The 20,791-nt window shown below is 42.7% G+C and carries 20 protein-coding genes and 1 other annotated feature; of the genes, 1 reads left to right on the plus strand and 19 read right to left on the minus strand.

The window, feature by feature from the left end; translation table 11 throughout:
* Positions 1–60: 60 nt before the first annotated feature.
* The 13 genes from M1D81_RS12955 to M1D81_RS13015 all read right to left on the minus strand — a co-directional run bounded on the left by M1D81_RS12955 (position 61) and on the right by M1D81_RS13015 (position 13,562).
* Entirely contained in the window at positions 61–930 is an 870-nt protein-coding gene (locus tag M1D81_RS12955; protein WP_456266692.1) for a M50 family metallopeptidase, read from the minus strand.
* Positions 923–1,714, minus strand: coding sequence for a peptidoglycan DD-metalloendopeptidase family protein (locus M1D81_RS12960; RefSeq protein ID WP_456266691.1), 792 nt, complete (start codon positions 1,712–1,714; stop codon positions 923–925). The genes M1D81_RS12955 and M1D81_RS12960 overlap by 8 nt, the downstream gene beginning before the upstream one ends.
* A 218-nt stretch (positions 1,715–1,932) precedes the next feature.
* Complete coding sequence (minD, locus tag M1D81_RS12965; protein ID WP_456266690.1) at positions 1,933–2,736, minus strand: septum site-determining protein MinD; 804 nt, start codon at positions 2,734–2,736, stop codon at positions 1,933–1,935.
* A 2-nt stretch (positions 2,737–2,738) separates the two neighbouring features.
* The gene (minC, locus tag M1D81_RS12970) at positions 2,739–3,422 is read right to left on the minus strand and encodes a septum site-determining protein MinC (protein WP_024423161.1); all 684 of its coding nucleotides are present in this window, start codon (positions 3,420–3,422) and stop codon (positions 2,739–2,741) included.
* Between the two features lie 54 nt (positions 3,423–3,476).
* On the minus strand, positions 3,477–3,995 hold the full coding sequence (mreD, locus tag M1D81_RS12975) for a rod shape-determining protein MreD (protein ID WP_456266689.1): 519 nt from the start codon (positions 3,993–3,995) through the stop codon (positions 3,477–3,479).
* Complete coding sequence (gene mreC / locus M1D81_RS12980; protein WP_024423163.1) at positions 3,992–4,891, minus strand: rod shape-determining protein MreC; 900 nt, start codon at positions 4,889–4,891, stop codon at positions 3,992–3,994. The genes mreD and mreC overlap by 4 nt, the downstream gene beginning before the upstream one ends.
* 27 nt (positions 4,892–4,918) lie before the next feature.
* The gene (locus M1D81_RS12985; RefSeq protein WP_007501538.1) at positions 4,919–5,938 is read right to left on the minus strand and encodes a rod shape-determining protein; all 1,020 of its coding nucleotides are present in this window, start codon (positions 5,936–5,938) and stop codon (positions 4,919–4,921) included.
* An 89-nt stretch (positions 5,939–6,027) separates the two neighbouring features.
* Complete coding sequence (gene radC / locus M1D81_RS12990) at positions 6,028–6,702, minus strand: RadC family protein (protein ID WP_456267116.1); 675 nt, start codon at positions 6,700–6,702, stop codon at positions 6,028–6,030.
* A gap of 47 nt (positions 6,703–6,749) precedes the next feature.
* On the minus strand, positions 6,750–7,319 hold the full coding sequence (locus M1D81_RS12995; protein ID WP_456266688.1) for a Maf family protein: 570 nt from the start codon (positions 7,317–7,319) through the stop codon (positions 6,750–6,752).
* 177 nt (positions 7,320–7,496) lie between these two features.
* The gene (locus M1D81_RS13000; protein ID WP_456266687.1) at positions 7,497–8,513 is read right to left on the minus strand and encodes an SPOR domain-containing protein; all 1,017 of its coding nucleotides are present in this window, start codon (positions 8,511–8,513) and stop codon (positions 7,497–7,499) included.
* Between the two features lie 157 nt (positions 8,514–8,670).
* Positions 8,671–9,402 carry a prepilin peptidase gene (locus tag M1D81_RS13005; RefSeq protein ID WP_456266686.1) on the minus strand — a complete coding sequence of 244 codons (732 nt, stop codon included), beginning with the start codon at positions 9,400–9,402 and terminating at the stop codon, positions 8,671–8,673.
* 147 nt (positions 9,403–9,549) lie between these two features.
* Positions 9,550–10,854, minus strand: a complete 1,305-nt coding sequence (locus M1D81_RS13010; RefSeq protein ID WP_456266685.1) for a bifunctional folylpolyglutamate synthase/dihydrofolate synthase — start codon at positions 10,852–10,854, stop codon at positions 9,550–9,552.
* Between the two features lie 65 nt (positions 10,855–10,919).
* Positions 10,920–13,562, minus strand: coding sequence for a valine--tRNA ligase (locus M1D81_RS13015; protein WP_456266684.1), 2,643 nt, complete (start codon positions 13,560–13,562; stop codon positions 10,920–10,922).
* A 59-nt stretch (positions 13,563–13,621) separates the two neighbouring features.
* Positions 13,622–13,851: a binding site (T-box leader), on the minus strand.
* A 168-nt stretch (positions 13,852–14,019) separates the two neighbouring features.
* Here M1D81_RS13015 and M1D81_RS13020 point away from each other — a divergent pair.
* On the plus strand, positions 14,020–14,208 hold the full coding sequence (locus M1D81_RS13020) for a hypothetical protein (protein WP_003216497.1): 189 nt from the start codon (positions 14,020–14,022) through the stop codon (positions 14,206–14,208).
* Positions 14,209–14,259: 51 nt separating this feature from the next.
* On the opposite strand, the gene ysxE is transcribed toward M1D81_RS13020, so the two are convergent.
* The 6 genes from ysxE to hemC form a co-directional block, all read right to left on the minus strand.
* Positions 14,260–15,291 (minus strand): spore coat protein YsxE, encoded by a 1,032-nt coding sequence (ysxE, locus tag M1D81_RS13025; protein WP_456266683.1) that lies wholly within the window; start codon positions 15,289–15,291, stop codon positions 14,260–14,262.
* Between the two features lie 37 nt (positions 15,292–15,328).
* Positions 15,329–16,642 (minus strand): LysM peptidoglycan-binding domain-containing protein, encoded by a 1,314-nt coding sequence (locus M1D81_RS13030; RefSeq protein ID WP_456266682.1) that lies wholly within the window; start codon positions 16,640–16,642, stop codon positions 15,329–15,331.
* A gap of 135 nt (positions 16,643–16,777) precedes the next feature.
* A complete protein-coding gene (gene hemL / locus M1D81_RS13035; protein ID WP_456266681.1) occupies positions 16,778–18,070 on the minus strand; it encodes a glutamate-1-semialdehyde 2,1-aminomutase in 1,293 nt (430 codons plus the stop codon).
* 27 nt (positions 18,071–18,097) lie between these two features.
* The gene (gene hemB / locus M1D81_RS13040; protein WP_029706177.1) at positions 18,098–19,066 is read right to left on the minus strand and encodes a porphobilinogen synthase; all 969 of its coding nucleotides are present in this window, start codon (positions 19,064–19,066) and stop codon (positions 18,098–18,100) included.
* On the minus strand, positions 19,066–19,857 hold the full coding sequence (locus M1D81_RS13045) for a uroporphyrinogen-III synthase (protein WP_456266680.1): 792 nt from the start codon (positions 19,855–19,857) through the stop codon (positions 19,066–19,068). The genes hemB and M1D81_RS13045 overlap by 1 nt, the downstream gene beginning before the upstream one ends.
* The gene (hemC, locus tag M1D81_RS13050; RefSeq protein ID WP_456266679.1) at positions 19,854–20,786 is read right to left on the minus strand and encodes a hydroxymethylbilane synthase; all 933 of its coding nucleotides are present in this window, start codon (positions 20,784–20,786) and stop codon (positions 19,854–19,856) included. Before hemC ends, M1D81_RS13045 begins: the two co-directional genes overlap by 4 nt.
* Positions 20,787–20,791 lie beyond the last annotated feature (5 nt).

A 20,791-nucleotide genomic window follows, 5' to 3' on the forward strand; every position in this document is an offset into this window, starting at 1 on the left:
ATATCCATAACATTAAAAAATATATCAAACTAGACGCAGAATGTCAATGTATTTTCACCATTAGTACGGTAAAAGAAGCTCTTCCATTGAGGAGGTAGTTCTGCGATCTGAAAAATACGCATGGAGCAGTTCATTTTCATCAAGCTGGCTCATCTTCACGCCATCTCTTTCAATAATAATCGGATGCTTACAGCCCCTTTGAAATCGGGCCATCACTTCATATACTTTTTCCTCTGCACTTGCTCTCAGCGGAATGAGTTTTTCTACCTTTTGCTCTTTTTTACCGTAATACCGTTCTAGTAAAAAGCGAACTCTGACGTAATGCCGCTGCCTGTGTTCCATCACGAGTGAATAAGCTAAAAAAGTAAGCAGCACCCAGCCATTGAATTGCAGCGGTGCAAACAAAAGTAATCCTCCTGTCAATAGGCCGAAAAAGACAAGTGAGCCTTTTATTGTTAGGGCATGGGCACGTTGGAAAGGGTAAAAAACGGATAAGAGCAAAAAGAATAATTTTCCGCCATCAAGCGGCCAAATGGGCAAAAGATTCACAAGGAAAATTGCCATATTATAAAAGGTAAACATCGTAAAGACGTCATGTGAGATAAGAGAAGCCTCCATGAAAAGCCATGCCATGAGCTGGAGCGGTACATGCTGAAGCGGCCCGCACAAAATGACCGCCAGCTCTTCTTTTAGCGGACGGTTTCCATGTTCCTCTACTTCCACCGTTCCGCCAAATGGCAGTAAAAAAATCCGCCGAATGCGCCAATGATAATAGCAGGCAGCCGCTGCATGTCCAAGTTCATGGACACAGACGATCACGAGCAGACAAAGCAGCGGCTTGATTTGACCTGACAGAATCGCAAACGCCATCACAATCCACAGCAGCGGATGGATGTGAATTTTGGTCAGCATGAGCAGCCATCTATTCAAAGGTCATCACCTGAATAGGATCGATAAATTGTTCATTTTGCTTAATGGCAAAGTAATACGTGCCTTTCCCTTGATCATCAAGCGAAATCTGGCCAATTTTTTCACCCTTATCAACAAAATCATATAAGGCCACATCGGCTTTCTTTAATTGACCGTACCAGCTATAGCTATTATCTGCATGCTGCACCACCACGGTAAGCCCTGTGTCGCTTTTCTTTTTCACCTCAATCACATAGCCTTCCTTCATACTATCAATGGCTTCAGCGGATGTCTCCACTTTGACCCCTGCGCCATTTTGCGTAAAGGATTCCTGCACTTTACCAGAGGCAGGAACAGCTAGTTCTTGATTCGCTTGTACGTCTTTTTGACCATCTTTTTTCTCTATTAAAAAGGCCAGCGGATGTCCAACTGTTTTTTCAAACCAGCGGTTGGCAGCAGCAAATTGAAAATCTTGCTCAAAGGTCTGAGTAATCATCGGCTTCAGCTGCTGAAACGGACCTGTCTGACCTTTAAATGAAATGGCTGCAATCAACACAAGGGACGCTGATAATAAGCATTTAAGCACAAAGGTATTCGGGTTAAATAAGGGATGACGATATTTCTTTGGCTGATGGGACGCCGGTTCATAGGAGGTCGAGCCAGAATGCTTTTCTTCCTCTGTCAGCATAACCCATGGCGGGATATCTTCTTTTTTCTTGAAAGCCGCCTTATTAGGGGGAGCAGCTGGCTGCATCGTTTTGCGGCGCTGCGCGATTTTCTTTCGGTACTCGTCCACTCTTTTCATGAGATCACCCTTTACATACAAACAGTTTGTACATTTTATGTGACAACCCCATCTGATATGCAACAAAAAGACCGATTCTCATCGAATCGGTCTCAGCGTGCAGACAAACCCTCGCATTCAGTGTCAGGTCTGCGCTCCGGTGCTCACGAATGTCAAATTCGCTTTGCAAAGGCAGCCGTCTTTCCTGACTGCAAAGGTTTTCTATCACGCTTTAGTGATTATGCTCTTACACCAAAAAATGCTTTGAGTTTTGCAAACATTCCCTTGTTTTCTTCTTCAAAAGATTGAAGCGGAACAGATTCGCCTAGTACGCGGCGGGCAATATTGCGATAGGCAATCGATACTTTGTTTTTAGCATCCATAACAATCGGTTCACCATTGTTTGAAGCCTTAATCACATCATCATCATCTGCAACAATGCCAAGCAGATCAATCGATAAGTGATGTACCACTTCATCTACATCCATTGAATCGCCATTTTTCGCCATGTGTGTACGAATACGATTGACAATCAAACGAGGCGGTTCGATATCTTCTTGTTCTAACAAACCGATGATCCGGTCCGCATCTCTCACAGCTGAGATTTCAGGCGTCGTCACGACAATGGCCTTGTCTGCACCGGATACAGCATTTTTAAAGCCTTGCTCAATTCCAGCAGGGCAGTCAATGACAACATAATCAAAGTCTTGTTTCAATGATTGAATTAAGTCTTTGATCTGTTCCGGCTCTACAGCCGTTTTATCACTTGTTTGAGCAGCAGGTAAAAGATACAAAAGATCCTCGAAACGCTTATCTTTTACAAGCGCTTGGTGAATTTTGCATCTTCCTTCTACTACATCGACTAGATCATAAATAATGCGGTTTTCAAGCCCCATCACGACATCCAGATTTCGAAGGCCGATGTCGGTATCAACTAGACACACCTTTTTCCCTTGAATTGCTAGTGCTGTGCCTAAGTTTGCAGATGTTGTTGTTTTGCCAACGCCGCCTTTTCCTGAGGTAATCACAATAGCCTCGCCCAATTTCACATTCCTCCCTCAAGCCTTGTCAGATTAGGTCTTATATGAGCCAATTGCTGCAGGCGTTCAATGATCATATTGCCATCTATATCTAAATAAGCACATTCCATTTCATTTCCATCTTCTTTTTGGTCTGGCGCGCGGTTAAAAACTTGTGCGATGCGAAGCTGTGTTGGAATCATATGAGATGCCGCAATAACAGCCTGTTTGTTGCCATTACATCCAGCATGCGCCACACCTTTTAAAGCGCCAAGCACAAAAATATTTCCTCCTGCGCGAATCGTTCCGCCAGGATTGACATCTCCTATTAATAAAAGATCTCCTTCGACATGCAGCACCTGTCCAGAGCGCACAATTTTTGCTACAGAAGTAATTTCAGCCTCTGCTTTTAATCGTCTCGCCTCTTCAGTTGACATGACTTCACTTTCAATGGAGTGGATGACGAGATGTTCATTTTCAGACACCGCTTCAGTCAAACGCGTCTCCTGATCCTCTGTTAAATACCGAAAACCAAGCTTAATATGCACATTGACCTTATGTCCTTCTCTTCCATCTGTATATTGCTCAAGTAATAGAACCTCTCGCAAGCCGGAAAGAAGGTCATCAAACGAACAGTCATCATTTAACTGTAATGTTAATCCGTTTTTTGTACCTTTTATCGTCACATATTGCTGTTTTTGAGTTTTCAAGATGCTCACCTCAACAACATACTCATTTCGCCGTAATTGGACAAACTCCTGCTTTTATTCGTCGATCAGTCCTTGTTTCACGTGGGTGAAAAAGAGCCTAAACGGCACAACAAGTATGAGAGACGCAGCAGTATTTAAAAGAATCGTTGGAATAAAGCGTTCGATGACATACGTATTAAACGGCATAATCCCTGGTTGAATTGTCGCTTGAACGCCGTATACATAAAACTCCATCACGGAAACAGCAATAATCGACAGAAAAACAACGACTAACATATTCGTTTGCAGAACTTTAAAGGCTTTTGCTAACAAATAGCAAAGCGCCCCAAAGCCAAACATATGAACACCAAGTATGCCTGTATATGAAATATCATATAAAAGTCCAAAGATAACTCCGTAAATCACACCATATTTTTGATTCACAAAAGCAGTCATAAATACAAGTGCAAGTAAAATGAAATGAGGAGCTAAAATTTGATTCTCTGAAACAAATGGGAGCTTCACTAAATCCACAAAAATGCTGTCAAATACGAAGATAAACAACATGACGAAAGCAAGAAGGACACGTTTCACGAGCCTTCCTCCTTCGTCAATTCAGATGCATCTGCTGTACTTGTGCTGCGATTCACCACAATCACGCGGTCTAAATTGTTGAGTTCAGCCGCTGGTTCTACGTAAATGATCTTTGTCAGGCCGTAATGGTCTGGCTCGATTTCACTTACCTTACCAATCGTTAAGCCTTGCGGAAATACGCCCCCTGCTCCAGATGTTTCAACAAGATCTCCTTTTTTGACATCCCCATCTGCATCGGATTTCAGAATATTCATAGTCAGCATTTTTTTCTTGCTGTCATAACCGTTAATGATTCCATTGAGTTCTTCTTTGCCCTTTTTCGCAAAAATTTTCGTTGAAATTCTATTATTTTGGTCAGTAGAGCTTAGCAATCTTACAGTCGAAGTAAAATTGTTGAGCTTATCACTTTCAATCTTCCCAATTAATGCGCCACTCTCATTAGTGACTGCCATATCTTTTTCCACGCCTTGTTTTTTCCCTTTATCAATCATCACAAAGCTATCCCAAAGAGAAGGGTTTCTTGCGATAACAGTTGATAGAATTGGCGTGTAGTCACGAATAGAGTTCACATAGCCAAGCTGTTTGCGAAGCTTTTTGTTCTCATCTTCTAGTTCTTGAAGTTTCGCCTCATATTGAGTTTGTCCATCAAGTTTTTTTCGAAGACGCTCGTTTTCATCATATGTGTTCTTTAAATCTTGTACGTTCCCATAAATACCGGCAATAAATTGTGATGGTTTATGAAAGACACCTTGAAAAAAGCCTGTCGTATCCCCCACTAATTTTTCCGGCCATGAAGCACCTCTGCCGCTTTTCACTGAAAAACCAATCATGGCCACCAGTACGATGACACAGACAAGGAGCAACATTAATCTTTTATTCATAAAAAACTGCGGCATGTCTTACACCTCTTTAATTACGCCCGATTATCGATTATCTTTTGATTTTCCTTTGAACAAATGAATATGTTCTAGTGCTTTCCCTGTCCCGATTGCCACACAGTCAAGCGGGTCTTCTGCAATAATGACTGGCATTTTCGTTTCATCGCTAATGACTTTGTCAAGATTACGCAGTAATGCACCGCCTCCTGTTAATACAATTCCGCGGTCCATAATATCTGCTGCGAGCTCAGGCGGGGTTTTTTCAAGAGTCATTTTCACTGCATCGACAATTGTTTCCACCGTATCGCGAAGCGCTTTTGCAATCTCTTCTGCCGTAATAGAGATTGTTTTTGGCAGACCTGTTAAAAGGTCACGTCCGCGAATGTCCATCTCATCATGTACGTCAGGCTGAGCAGAACCGATTTCCATTTTAATCGCTTCTGATGTACGATCACCGATCATTAAGTTATACGTTTTACGGATGTAGCTGCTGATCGCATCATCCATCTCATCTCCTGCCACACGGATTGATTGTGATGTCACAATGCCGCCAAGAGAAATAATCGCTACTTCTGTTGTACCGCCGCCAATATCCACAACCATACTTCCTGTTGGTTCCCATACAGGAAGGTTAGCACCGATTGCCGCAGCAAATGGTTCTTCAATAGGGTATGCGTCACGTGCACCAGCTTGTCTTGTTGCATCAATGACTGCACGCTCTTCTACAGCTGTAATACCAGATGGTACACATACCATGACGTAAGGTTTACGAGCAAAAAGCCCTTTGCCTTTTAATGCTTGATTAATGTAATATTTCATCATTGTTGCTGTCGTCTCGTAATCTGCAATGACACCGTCTTTCATTGGGCGTAGTGCCACAACATTACCAGGTGTACGGCCAATCATGTTTCTAGCATCATTTCCGACTGCCACTATAGACTTCGTATCAGTTTCCAAGGCTACGACCGAAGGTTCTCTTACAACAATGCCTTTTCCTTTAATAAAAACAAGTGTATTCGCTGTGCCAAGATCTATACCAAGGTCTTTTGTACCAATTCCAAACATATGTATGTATCTTCCTTTCTTAAACCAAAATTCCCTTAGGGAAAAACTCATAAACTCTATTATATCGTAAAACATTGAAAAAAAAAGTGTTACAAATACCCTTTTTCCTTCAAACTCACAAATTTTTGATCACCTATGACAAGATGATCAAGCAGCTGTATTCCAATCAGCTGTCCACATTCAAAAAGTCGCTGTGTGACTTCAATATCTTCCCTGCTGGGCGTCGGATCTCCAGATGGATGGTTGTGCACACATATAAATGAAGCAGCGGACCGTTTAAAGGCCTCTTTGAAAATTTCACGCGGGTGAACGATGGATGAGTTCAAACTGCCAATAAACACGGTATGTTTATGAAGGACTTGATTTTTAGTATTGAGATAAAGACAAACGAAATTTTCCTGTTGTAAAAACCTCATATCTTCCATCACAAAGTTTGCCCCATCCTCTGGTGTGCGGATCACATAGCGGTTGTCCGTCGTTTGATGGTGTAATCTAGTGCCAAGTTCTAAAGCAGCTAAAAGAGAGACCGCCTTCGCCTTTCCAACTCCTCGAATCTTCGACATTTCTTCAATTGAGGCTTCTCTTACAGAGCGAAGACCGCCAAATGTTTGCAGAAGTCTTGCGGAAATTTGAAGAACTGATTCCTTTTTTGTGCCTGTCCTTAAAAGAATCGCAACAAGTTCATGGTTTGACAGACTGCCGGGACCATATTTGATCAATCGTTCTCTCGGCTTTTCATCTTGAGGAAAATGCTTTAGCAACATAGGGAAATCGTTCATGATACCCACTCCTTTTAGATTCCTTCCTGTCATCAAAAAGGGGTGATTCCAAATGTTTCGAGCACTCTAACTGTTTTGGCAATAGGGAGACCTACAACGGAAAAATAATCACCATCTATTTTTTGAACAAACAGTGCGCCTTTTCCTTGAATGCCATAGCTCCCCGCTTTATCAAGCGGTTCTCCCGTTTCGATATAGCGTTCTATTTCATTTTGCGTAAGTGTCCAAAACGTCACTTCTGTCTGTTCATAAAATGTTTCTTTTCTATTCTCTGACTGAATCGTGACACCCGTCAAGACTTGATGTGTCTTTCCTGACAATAATTGAAGCATTGAGGCCGCTTCTTCCCTGTCTTTTGGTTTCCCAAGACATTTGCCGTCAATTGCAACAATCGTATCTGCACCAATAATCACAGCTTCGGGATATAATCTTTGAATATCACTTGCTTTTTGTTCTGCCAACCATTGGACGTTCTCTGCAGGAGAAAAGTTTCGATTTATTTCTTCTTTTAATTGACTTGCTTGAATGTCATAAGAAAACCCTGCTAGATCAAGCAATTCTTTTCTTCTAGGGGATTGAGATGCGAGAATCAATTGGTTCATGTTTGTTCATCCTTTCAGGGTTTAGCCTAAGAAGTAAGATACCCATTCATCCTATCAAATGTACATCTTACCGACAATTTACGAAAATTCATTTTTCATGTTCCTTCATCATTATGTTGGATGCAAAAGAAAAAAACTAGTCATTTTTTGACTAGTTTGGTTTCTTAAAATATGATTTTACGTATTTAATTGATCAAGCAGTGCCTGTTGAGATTTCCACCCGTTTTCAGCAGTAGGTTCATTTAACAGCTGCACCGCTTTCAGCAAACTGCTTTTAGCTGGTGCGTCCGTTGTTTTGGCACTTTCAAGCTCAGAGATTAGCTGGGCAACGTCCTTTTGATCCACATCATCCCCTGCAATGACCTTAGAGGATAAAACAGATGCCTTTTCTATTAAACTAGTCAGTTCCTCCGGTACTTGAAATGAGAGCTCCTTGCCTCCCCACGCCTCAAAGTGCTGATCAATCAGCTTCTTCCCAACAGCACTTGTCATGCCCTGTTCTGTCGCAAGCCCGGCAATGACATAATAGCCATCATCCATCGAGACCTTTTTCCCCGCATATCCTGCTTCTTTTAAACTGCCAACTAATTCATCTGCTCCTTTTTCAGAGGAAAACTTTCCAGCCTGTACGACATAGGTTGAAAAACTGCCAGAGGCGCTTTTTTCATCCTTATTCTCTTTTGATTCATCAGCAGTATCTGCTGGCGGCGCATCCCCGCCCGCTTTCATTGATGATTGATTTCCGGACGCTGAAACGCTGATATCTCCCCCTGATGGATTCTGAGTACCATCTTGACTTAAGCTAAGTGCAAACACACCAAGGCCTGTCCCAAGAACCACTGCAAACACAATCGTTGTCATCACTCTCTTAAACGGGCCGCGGTTTTTACCGAACTTCTGGTCAAAGGAGCCTTTTTTCTTTTGATAAGGTGTGACGACCTTGGGGTCAGAATGATAAATATGATCAGCTGCGTCATCCCACTGGAAGTCTTCTTCTTTCGGTTTAGCCGGTTCTTCCTCGGATGCAGCTGTCTCCTGTTCTGCCTGCCTTTTTTCCTCCCAATTCGAAAACGTCACTTGATCATCCTCTTGCTGCTTTGGCGGCTGGTGGTCATCTTCATGAAGCATTTCTTCTTTGCCATTAATATTGACTTTTAACCCTTGTTTTTTTGCCTGCCTTTTTTTCACTGTCATTCCCCGCTTTCTGACATTGTTTGTAAGAAAGACCTTTTTGTCCAATGAATCAGCGCGAATGTAACCCGTCCTTCTTTCTGTTTCACACTTTAACATAGCGGATAAAAAAAAGAACAAGACTTTTGTCGGCAGGGAAAAAAAGTGTTCGCCAATTTTTTCAACCGATCGACCCGGCCAACGGGAGCATGACATGAGCTCCATAGAGATACAGCCAAAAAGAAAAAGAGATCGCAGGAACAAAGGGAAATGGCTCATCTAATCGAAAAGAAAAAACCTTCGCATAGACGATTCCAGTGATACACGAGAGGAAAAGAATGAGAAGGAATGGCTTTAAGCCAAAGCAAAATGCAAGCACACCGAACAGCTTCATATCAGCTCCACCCATGCTATTTGGCTTGAAACGATCTAAACTATAAAACAAGAGAAAGCAAAAAAGAAGCGAAGCCGCTCCTTCCCACCAAATAAGAAGAGGTTCAAGCGTGCGGTATATGACGAAAAGAGGGAAAAAGAAGAGAAACAGCTCGTTTGGCACCCTCATATAAAGGAGATCGCTCACGACAGCAATCACAAATAAACTACAAAGAATCACAAGAAAGAGACCTTCAAACGAAACACCAGCGATTCTATACATGAGCAAAAAAAGACTGCCTGACAGCAGCTCAATTATTGGATATAGTATTGGCAGCCGAGTGCCGCAATGTTTACAAGTCCCCCTCAATAAAGCATATGAAACTAGCGGGATCATCTCACGTAAGGAAAGCGGCTGTTTACAGGCTGTGCAGTGAGAACGAGGAAAAAGAATAGACCGCTTCAGCGGCAGCCTTTCACCAACTAAATGAAAGAACGACCCCATGGTGATGCCTGCAAGAAACACAAAAATGCCTATCATATATCGTGGCTCCTTCCAGAAATTAGATAGACAAGATTTTACCACGACCGTAATCATTGAGCACATAGCAAAAATATAATTTTACTTCCCTTCTAGGTCTCAAAAGAAAAAAACGCAAGAGGCATTGAAGCCATTTGCGTTTTTTTGTTACCCGATCATACGATTTCGTATATCTGAAATAAAATAAAGAGAGCCAGTCACAAGAATCACCGCTGAAGGATCATCACTTTTTTTCTGAATGAACTCAAGCACTGTACGAGGGTCATCATCATACGACTTTGCATCTAAATGACTGCATACATAAAGCTTTTCAGCAGATTCGGCTCTTGGAAAATCAAATGAAACAAAATGGATAGAAGAACTTACAGCTTCAAGCTTTTGAATCATTTGCTTGTACGGCTTATCTTTTAAAGCACTAAAACATATATGCACCTGTTTACTAGAAAAATGAGCTTGTACGGTTTCAATTAAACGGTCGATCCCTTCTTCATTATGTGCGCCGTCTAAATACACTGGAGGATGATCTTTGACCTTTTCAAACCTCCCAGCCCAAACTGCCTGCCGAATGCCTTCATATATTTGCTCTTCTGTCACGCTAATATAGCCTTCTTGCTCCAGCCATTCAATGAGCAAAACAGCAAGGGAAGCATTTTGCCTTTGATGCGTTCCAATTAATCCTGTTTCAAGCTGAGGATACTGCCTTTTTGATGTGCGTAACGTGAAACGTTCACCTGTTTCTGTCGGCTGCTGCTCATCAAAGCTGCAAGTATCATGTAAGGAAATACATTCGGTATTCTTTTCTTTTGCTGTGTTTTGAATGACAGCAAGAGCTTCTGGCTGGTGGACTGCCGTAATCATTGGAATACCCTCTTTGATAATACCCGCTTTTTCAGCTGCAATCTCTTCAAGTGTGTCACCTAAAATGGCCATATGATCATGACCAATCGACGTAATCGCTGTTAAAATTGGCACAGTAATATTTGTAGAATCAAGCCTTCCGCCAAGCCCTGTTTCCAAGAGGACAAAGTCTACTTGATGCACATGAGCAAAATAAGCAAATGCACATGCTGTAATGATTTCAAATTCTGTTGCTGCGCCAAGCTCTGTTTGATCTAATTCATCAACAAGAGGCTTGATTTCATTCACCAAACCCAGCCATTCTTCATCCTCTATAGGCACTCCATTCACGCTGATTCTTTCATTGAACGTTAGTATAAACGGAGAGGTGAAGGTTCCGACTGAATAGCCGGCTCCCTGTAAAACAGAACGCGTAAACGCAATGGTTGATCCTTTGCCATTTGTACCTGCAACATGTACTGCTTTTATACTTTGTTCCGGATTTCCTAGTCTGTTCATCAGCCATTTCATTCGTTCAAGACCCGGTTTTACGCCAAAGGCCAGTCTGCCGTGAATCCACTCAATCGCTTCATGATAGGTTGTAAACAATGTCATCTCTCATTTCATACGAAATTTTCAAAAAAGACGACTCCATTTCATTAGGAGCCGTCTTTTCACTCTTATGCTTTCAGCTCTTCAATACGCTTTTGAACAGCTTCGCGTTTTGCGACATAATCACGTTCTTTCGCACGCTCTTCTTCTACGACACTTTCAGGCGCTTTTTTCATAAAGCCTTCATTGCCAAGTTTTTTCTGAACTCGTTCCACTTCTTTTGTCAGTTTATCAAGCTCTTTTTGCAGCCGGGCAATTTCTTCATCTAAGTTGATTAAGCCTTCAAGCGGCAGAATGAGTTCTGCTCCAGAAATGACAGCCGTCATCGCTTTATCACTAGCTGGGACATCTATGCCAATTTCAAGAACACTTGGGTTCGTGAATCGCTCAATATATGAACGATTTTTCTCTAAACGTTCCTGCACATCAGACGTAGATGCTTTAATGTAAAGCTCAACTTGTTTGCTCATTGGCGTGTTCACTTCACTGCGAATGTTACGAACAGAACGAATGAGTTCAACAAGCAGCTTCATATCAGCAGAAGCTTGTTCGTTGGAAAGCTCCGGCTTCACTTCAGGCCATGCCGCTACAGTAATAGACTCACCTTCATGCGGTAGATGCTGCCAGATTTCTTCTGTTAAGAACGGCATAAACGGATGTAAAAGTCTCATTGTTTGATCTAATACATACGCAAGGATCGAACGAGTCGTTTTCTTTGCTGCTTCGTCTTCACCATAAAGCGGAAGCTTCGACATTTCAATGTACCAATCACAGAAATCATCCCAAATGAAGTTGTATAAATGTCTGCCCACTTCACCGAATTCATACTTGTCAGCAAGCTGTGTGACACTTTCAATTGTTTCATTTAAGCGTGTTAAAATCCATTGATCAGCAACTGATTTTTCTCCTGATAAGTCAAGCTCATCATACGTTAAACCATCCATATTCATTAAAGCAAAACGGGATGCGTTCCAAATTTTGTTCGCAAAGTTCCAAGTGGATTCAACCTTTTCAAAGCTAAAACGAAGATCCTGGCCTGGTGAGCTTCCAGTCGCTAAGAAATATCTTAATGAATCCGCACCGTATTTGTCGATGACCTCCATTGGATCAATTCCGTTGCCAAGCGACTTACTCATTTTACGTCCTTGTTCGTCGCGGATGAGCCCATGAATGAGGACATCTTTAAACGGTTTTTCTCCTGTGAATTCAAGACCTTGGAAGATCATGCGGGATACCCAGAAGAAAATGATGTCATAGCCTGTTACAAGCAGATTGGTTGGGTAGTAGCGCTTGAAGTCTTCACTGTCTGCATCCGGCCAGCCCATTGTAGAAAACGGCCACAGCGCTGAACTAAACCATGTATCAAGTACATCGTTATCCTGTTCCCAGTTCTCAATATCTTCTGGCGCTTCAAGTCCAACGTATACTTCTTTTGTTTCTTTATGATACCAAGCTGGAATGCGGTGTCCCCACCATAGCTGACGAGAAATACACCAGTCACGGATATTTTCCATCCAATGTAAATATGTCTTTTCAAATCGGTCTGGAACAAATTGAACTTTGTCGTCCCCTTTTTGCAGATGAATGGCTTCGTCTGCCAGCGGCTGCATTTTCACAAACCATTGTGTCGATAAATACGGTTCAACGACAGCTCCACTTCGCTCACTATGACCAACTGAATGCATGTGGTCTTCAATTTTGAACAAAATGCCTTCCTCTTGTAAATCCTTCACAAGCTGTTTGCGGCATTCGAAGCGGTCCATCCCTTTATATTGCAGGGCATGCGCATTCATTGTACCATCGTCATTCATGACAAGAATACGCTCTAACCCATGGCGGTTTCCAAGCTCAAAGTCATTCGGATCATGAGCAGGTGTAATTTTCACAGCACCTGAGCCAAACTCCATATCGACATAGTCATCACCGACGATTGGGATTTCACGGCCTGTGATTGGTAAAACCACTGTTTTTCCAATCAAATGCTGATAGCGTTCGTCATCAGGGTGTACGGCTACGGCTGTATCCCCCAGCATTGTTTCAGGTCTAGTCGTCGCAATTTCAATTGAACCTGTTCCATCTGAAAGCGGATATCTCAAGTGATAAAACGCACCTTGAACATCCTTATAAATGACTTCAATATCAGAAAGTGCCGTTTTCGTTGCTGGATCCCAGTTAATGATGTACTCTCCGCGATAAATAAGCCCTTTTTCATACAATTGAACAAACACTTGGCGGACGGCTTTATTCAGACCTTCATCTAAAGTAAAACGTTCACGAGAGTAATCGAGACCAAGACCCATTTTCGCCCACTGGCTGCGAATAAAATCTGCATATTCTTCTTTCCACTTCCACGTTTCTTCCACAAATTTCTCCCGGCCAAGGTCATACCGGCTGACGCCTTCTTCGCGAAGCTTTGCCTCGACTTTTGCTTGAGTCGCAATACCGGCATGGTCCATACCTGGAAGCCAAAGAACGTCATAGCCCTGCATCCGTTTCATACGTGTCACGATGTCTTGCAGTGTAGAATCCCATGCATGCCCAAGGTGCAGTTTTCCTGTCACGTTTGGTGGAGGAATGACGACTGTATATGGATCTTTCGTTTTGTCATTTTGTGCTTCGAAAAATTTTCCTTCAAGCCAGTACGTATAGCGGTCTTTTTCAATCGCATTAGGGTCGTACTTTGTTGGCATTTCTTGATTATTTGTTCCCATTTGTGTAACCTCCACATTTTTTCGGCTGATGAAACATAAAAAAAGCCTTTCCATCCTTATAAAAGGACGAAAAAGCTTTTTCGCGGTACCACCTTTTTTCACGAGACACATACACGTGTCCCATACACTCTAAAGGATAACGGGGTTCTCCCGAATTTCTCTACTTGTTCATTCAAGAAATTAAGCTCACAGGCGACCTTCCAAACAAGTACATCCTAGGAAACCTTTCAGCTCTTGGTTTCCCTCTCTTTAGGGTCTTGCTCGTACTCTTCCTGATCCACGCTTACGATATATCACGTTCATCAGCACATACTCATCTTTTATTAATATTACTAAATGCCTTTTGTTTTCGTCAATCATCTTTTCCGCTTTTCTTCTTCTTTATACAAATTGGGCAGGCACCCTTCGCCCTTTTGCCCATATGATAATAACAAAATGAAAAAGGAGGGCGTTTGATTTGAAGAAGATCAATCCTTACACACTTCCCCCCTGGCTGAGACAAATTCGGGCAGTTGCTTCCCAAGTCGTTCTCCCCATTGCTATATTTCAAGGATTTCGTACGATCATTTTCCCTACGACATTTGACGTCCTCATTCTAGGTATTCTTATTTTTCTCGCCTGTGCCTTTCATCTTGATTGGTTTTAAAAACTCATCATTATGTACCTGCCCATATAAAGCCAACGAAGCATCACCTCGTCATTCCGCCGATGACGAGGCACTTTGTTCTTCTTCAAGCCGTCTAGCCTGCTCAATTTCGTGAATTTTCATGACGGTCGGCTCAGAATTTTTCATCTGCCAATACGCTCTTAACAGCTGCTGGCAGCTTTCCATTTCATCCTGCCCGCCTGCCTCATAGGCTTTTACTGTATCAAACAGCCCTTGCGGATATGCAAGGTAGCTTAAGAATAAATGCAGTTCTTCCTCCCGAAGAGGGTTTCCTTTTTGATACGTATAAAACAAAGAAGTACATTCAGGACAAGACGTAGGATAGGTTTTGAAAGTCCGAAAGTAAAAGGTCAGAAGATCATAAATGGGGGAGGCTTTTTTAGACCGCTCGAAATTGGTGAAATGTCCTGTCCCTACATCATTATACAAAAAGTGATGGATCGATAGCTGCCCATGATTTAGCACAACACGCGTTGTCTCTTTGTCTTTCATTTCTTCATGCCAATCTTCTAAACGTTCAAGCGCAAATTCACTGGCAGACATCGCCTCTGAAAAATACATAGCAGCGGCCAGCTCAAATGGCGACATATACCACGTTTGCTCTGCCCGCTCTATGAATCGTTCATACATGTCTTTCTCTGTTTCCCATTTGGTCTTGATTTGGGTGTAATGCGCTTCTATCTCTTGTGCTGTGATATCCATCATGACTTCAGTCCGTTTATGAAGTCTTGCAATCTCTTGAAATAAATATTCGTGCTTATCGTCTTGCTCTTCTCTCTTTTCATTCGTCAGCCACGGCATCAGATAATATGCATACTGGCTTTCCCGATGACTTGAGAAAAAGGAACCGCTCGTCGTCCGATAAATCGGCACAAAGGAGCGATAGCCCTTTGATTCCAGTTCAAGCATTTGCTCTGTAAATTGCATATGCCGGCTGGCTTTTACTCGTTTCAGGGCAAATACACCCTGTTTTGTATATACCTTGATGACAGCAGGACTGACAGGTTCAATATATTCAGCCTCAAGTCCGTATTCGTATAAGACAGCTTGGATTTCATCCACGTTCACTCACCACATTTTCTCGGTCAGTCATCGCTTGCTATGCATTGCTTTTTTGATATTCAGGAATATAAAGAATCTGCCCTTCCTCAAGCTCCGCATCAATCGATAATGAGTTTGTGCGAAGAAGCTGCTGCACATTTAACTGATATCTCTCACAAATACGATCGACCGTATCTTCTTGCTGAACTATACATATTTTCATGCGGGAAAAATCTTCCTCCTCCTGCTTAGCGAACAGCTTTGTTAAATAAAGAGAGTTCTCACTGCCAGACGTTTCTCTCACGTCTTCTTCAAGCTCCTCTTCTTCTTGAGCTGACTCATATATTTTAGGTGCTTCCCGTTCATATAACCGCCCGAGCTGATATTCGTCATCTGTCGCCTCTTGCTCAGGCTCTACTTGATCAGCAGGTGATTCAAAAACCGGATACGACTGTACCGTTTCTTCCTGCTCTTCAGCAGCTTCCGGATCCTTTCTTACTTCCACTTCAAAAAACGGCTCTTCCCGCTCCTCTTCTTCTAATAGCTTTGGCGGTTCAAAAAATGGCGGTTCCTGCACCTGAGCTTCAGGGATGGATCGATAACCAAGCGCCACAGCTTCTTCTTGATTATTCGGCTGTTCCGGCTGTTCTGGCTCTTCAGGTTCTTCTAATTCTTCAGGTTCGTCGGACGCTTCTTCTACTTCCCTGTTCACCAGTTCTATCTCAATTTCTTCTTCCTCTTCTTCCTGTACTTCCTGTTCCTCTTGCTCCGCGCGCGTGTCATGTTGGAATACAGGCTGATTCTCATCATGCTCACGTTCTTCACCTTGCAGCTCTTCTAGTTCTTCTTGTTCCGGCTGCAATTGATAATCGTAGGCCATATCGCCATAATCCACTTCAGGACGATGGACAAATTCATACGGCTCCTCTACAGGCGCTGGAGGCGTTTCCTCGTCTAATAAGCCCTCAATGGCTAAATCAGCCTGAATGGTGAGCAAACGATTCTCTGTCAGCTGGTAATCAAACGCATCAATAAACACAAACACATCATTTAAATGACTAATTTTGTTCTTCGGAATGGTGATATCGACTGGAAATTGATGCAGAAGCTCCGCCGTTCCGTCTTCTCTGACCTTTACCTCATCTGCTTCCCTGTATGTTGGAAAGGAACTCAATTCACCCAATAGCTCCTCTTGATTTATGTTGTATTCTCCTGTTAGCTCGAGTGAACCTCTAATGGAAACATAATCATTCACTTCTTGAACGAGAATGTCAGGGTCGAGAGAAATTGACAGCAGCTCACTGACTTCCTGTCCGCTTTTGAAATAAATGGATTCTTCTACCGAAAACTGTAATCGATTGTTTTGAGACAAGTCGGTGTCCTCCTTTCATCTAATCCTTAAAAAATAAAATTAGATGTCAATACAGTTGTATGTGGGAGGAGGTGAAAATATGATTGGTTTTCTCTAATGCAAAAAAGCCGATATGTCTCCATATCGGCTTTTGTTTTATCGACGTAGTTTTTGAAAAACCTTTTCCGCTGTCTCAATCGTATATTCGATGTCTTCATCTGTATGAGCTGTTGACAGGAATAGTCCTTCAAATTGAGAAGGCGGGAGGAAGATGCCGTGATCGGCCATTTCCTTGTAAAATTCAGCGAATAAAGCAAGATCAGCTGTTTTCGCTTTGTCATAATTGATCACTTTTTCATTTGTAAAGAAGAATCCGATCATGGAACCCGCGCGGTTAAACGTTAATGGAATTCCGTATGCTTTCGCTGCTTTCGAAATACCTTCTTCTAAACGGTCACCTTTTCGTTTAAATTCTTCATAAGACTCGGGTGTCAGCTGTTTTAGAGTTTCTAAACCTGCTGTCATCGCAAGAGGGTTACCAGATAACGTTCCTGCTTGATATATTGGACCACTTGGCGCAATTTGTCTCATAATATCCGCTCTTCCGCCATAAGCACCGACCGGAAGACCGCCGCCAATCACTTTACCAAGGCACGTCAGATCAGGTGTGATGCCAAAATAGCCTTGCGCGCAGTGATAATCCACACGGAAGCCTGTCATGACCTCATCAAAAATAAGCAATGATCCGTATTGCTCCGTGATGTCTCTCAGTCCTTGCAAGAAACCTTCTTGCGGAGGGACAACCCCCATATTTCCTGCGACCGGCTCTACAATAACACCCGCGATATCATCTCCAAATTCTTGAAAAGCAACTTGAATACTTTCTAAATCATTGTACGGTACAGTGATTGTGTTACTTGCAGTCCCTTCAGGAACACCAGGACTATCCGGCAGTCCAAGCGTTGCTACTCCAGAACCCGCTTTAATGAGCAAAGAATCACCGTGGCCATGATAGCAGCCTTCAAATTTCACAATTTTATTTCTGCCTGTAAAACCACGAGCGAGACGAAGTGCACTCATCGTCGCCTCTGTACCAGAGCTGACCATGCGAATAACTTCGATGGAAGGAACCCGTTCTGATACAAGTTTAGCTAATTCATTTTCAACTAACGTAGAAGCACCGAAGCTTGTCCCATTTTCCGCTACTCGCTGAATGCTTTCAACAACACGGTCATTCGTATGTCCTAAAATAAGCGGTCCCCATGATAAGACATAATCGATGTATTCATTTCCATCAATATCATAGATCTTGGCGCCTTTGCCTCGTTCCATAAAAATCGGGTCTGTGTTGACTGATTTAAATGCACGCACAGGGCTGTTGACACCACCAGGCATTAAATGCTGTGCTTCTTCAAATGCTTGCTTTGATTTTTCATAGCTACGTCCCATTTCAACGTCCTCCTGTCTATCCGTTCTTTATTCTGAGAGCCATTTTGCTGCATCTTTTGCATGATACGTGATAATGAGTTCTGCTCCTGCACGTTTCATGCTTGTCAGCATTTCAAGAACAAGCTCTTTTTCAGAAATCCAGCCATTTTGAGCGGCGGCTTTCACCATCGCATACTCTCCGCTCACATTATAAGCAACAACAGGGAGTGTAAATTCATTTTTCACATCACGCATAATGTCTAAGTAAGAAAGAGATGGTTTGACAATCAAGAAGTCAGCTCCCTCTTCTACATCAGATTGCGCTTCTCTTAGAGCCTCTAAACGGTTTGCAGGGTCCATTTGATATGTTTTACGATCTCCAAACTGCGGTGTACTATGTGCCGCATCACGAAACGGACCGTAAAAAGCACTTGCATATTTCACCGCATATGACATGACAGGTACATGAATAAAGCCTGCTTCATCAAGTGCCTCACGAATGGCAACAACAAATCCGTCCATCATATTTGAAGGCGCGATGATATCTGCACCTGCACGCGCTTGGCTGACAGCCGTTTTCGCTAATAGCTGAAGAGATTCATCATTTAAAATTTCTCCATCTTCAACGATTCCGCAATGTCCGTGATCTGTATATTGGCATAAGCAAGTGTCTGCAATGACCACGAGCTCTGGGAAATGCTTTTTGATTTCAAGCGTTGCTCTTTGAACAATGCCATGATCATGATACGCCTCACTGCCTACATGATCTTTATGATCCGGCACACCAAATACAATGATTGATTTGATGCCAAGATCCACAAGCTCTTGGACTTCTTCTTTCACCAGATCTACAGAAATGTGATATACACCCGGCATTGAAGAGACTTCTTTTCGGACATTTTCTCCCTCTACAAAAAAGATCGGGTAAATGAAATCAGATGGTCTTAAAAAGGTTTCTCTGACTAATTCTCTCATTCCTGCGCTTGTCCGCAATCTGCGGTGTCTATTAAATTTCATCAATGGTTCAACTTCCTTTCAGATAAACGGCACATTAATTCAAGCATTCCGTCTATCGTATAAGTATCTGGGGTTTCAGAAGAAATCCCGTATTGAAGCAGTGCCTCTTTTGTCAGAGGACCGATCGTCACAAAACAGGTGTCAGATGCAGCAAGCATCGCTGCGTCTGGTTCCATCACATGCATAAAAGAATGAACAGTGGATGAGCTCGTAAATGTAATAAAATCAAATGATTGCTTCGTCATTGCCGATTTAAGAGCAGCAATTCCTTCCTCATCCTTGACTGTTTCATATAAAATCCATTCTTTTACCTCTATGCCGAGCGGAATGAGGGTCTCTTTCACCACATCTCGTGACAGATGCCCTTTTGCTACAAACACACGCTCTCCTGGGCGTACATGGTCAAGTAATGCATCTGCCAGCTCTTCCGCTATAAATCGTTCTGGCACCACATCCACCTTCAAACCATGCTGCTCAAGATAGGCGGAGGTTTTCTCTCCTACAGCAGCCACTTTCAAATGGGATAAGCTCTTATGTAAATGATGGTCTTTTATGTAGTTCAGAAAAAAAGACGCACCATTCACACTCGTGAAAACAAGCCAGTGGCTATTTTGTAAGTCCTTTAAAAAGGCCTGCGCTTTTTCTGTTGTGAGCGTAGGCTCAAACCGAATAAGAGAGGTTAAAACCGCATGGCCGTTCAGCGCTTCAATCTTTTGCTGAAAGACGCCCGCTTGACGTTCATTTCGAGTGACAAGCACCGTCTGTCCGTGAAGCGATTTGCCTATGCTCATTGAGACAGATCCTTTTTCACCTTGTCGATCAAATCCTTTGCTCCCTTATCGGCCATCTGCTTCGCACACGCTGTTCCAATGGCTTCAGGATCAGTGCCTGTGACGGTTTCTCGAATAATCGTGTGCCCATCAGCAGATGCAACAAGACCTGTTAGTTCAATTTCATGATGCTCATTCATCGTTGCATAGCCAGCGATCGGCACCTGACAGCTTCCATCCATTTGTTTGAGGAAGGCTCTTTCTGCAAGGACCGTTTTCTTCGTATATTCATTCGTAAATTGGGCGAGAAGCTTAAGCAGTTCTTCATCATCCCCGCGGCACTCAATCGACAGTGCGCCTTGTCCAACGGCAGGAAGGCAAGTCTCAGGGGATAAAAATTCTGACACGACCTCTTTGCTCCATCCCATTCTAGACAGACCGGCAGCCGCTAGAATTATGGCATCATACTCTTCATTTTTCAGTTTTTCCAATCTTGTATCAATGTTTCCTCGAATCCATTTAATCTCAAGATCTGGTCTTTCCTGAAGAATCTGGGCGCTGCGCCGTAAGCTGCTCGTTCCCACAATTGCGCCCTTAGGCAGTTCGCTGAGACTCAGATGATCCTTCGAAATAAGGGCATCCCGCACATCTTCACGCTCAGGAATACAGCCAATAACTAAACCTTCCGGAAGAGCAGCCGGCATATCCTTCATGCTGTGAACCGCCATATCGATGTCATGATTCAGCATCGCCTGCTCGATCTCTTTAACAAACAGTCCTTTTCCGCCAACCTTAGATAAAGTCACATCTAAAATTTGATCACCCTTTGTCACAATTTCTTTTATTTCAAAAGAATAAGAAGGGTTTAGTTCAGACAGCTTTTGAATGACCCATTTTGTTTGTGTAATTGCCAGCTTACTTCGTCTAGAACCTACTTTAATTGTACGCAATACGT

This window comes from Bacillus sp. JZ105, from assembly GCF_053903125.1.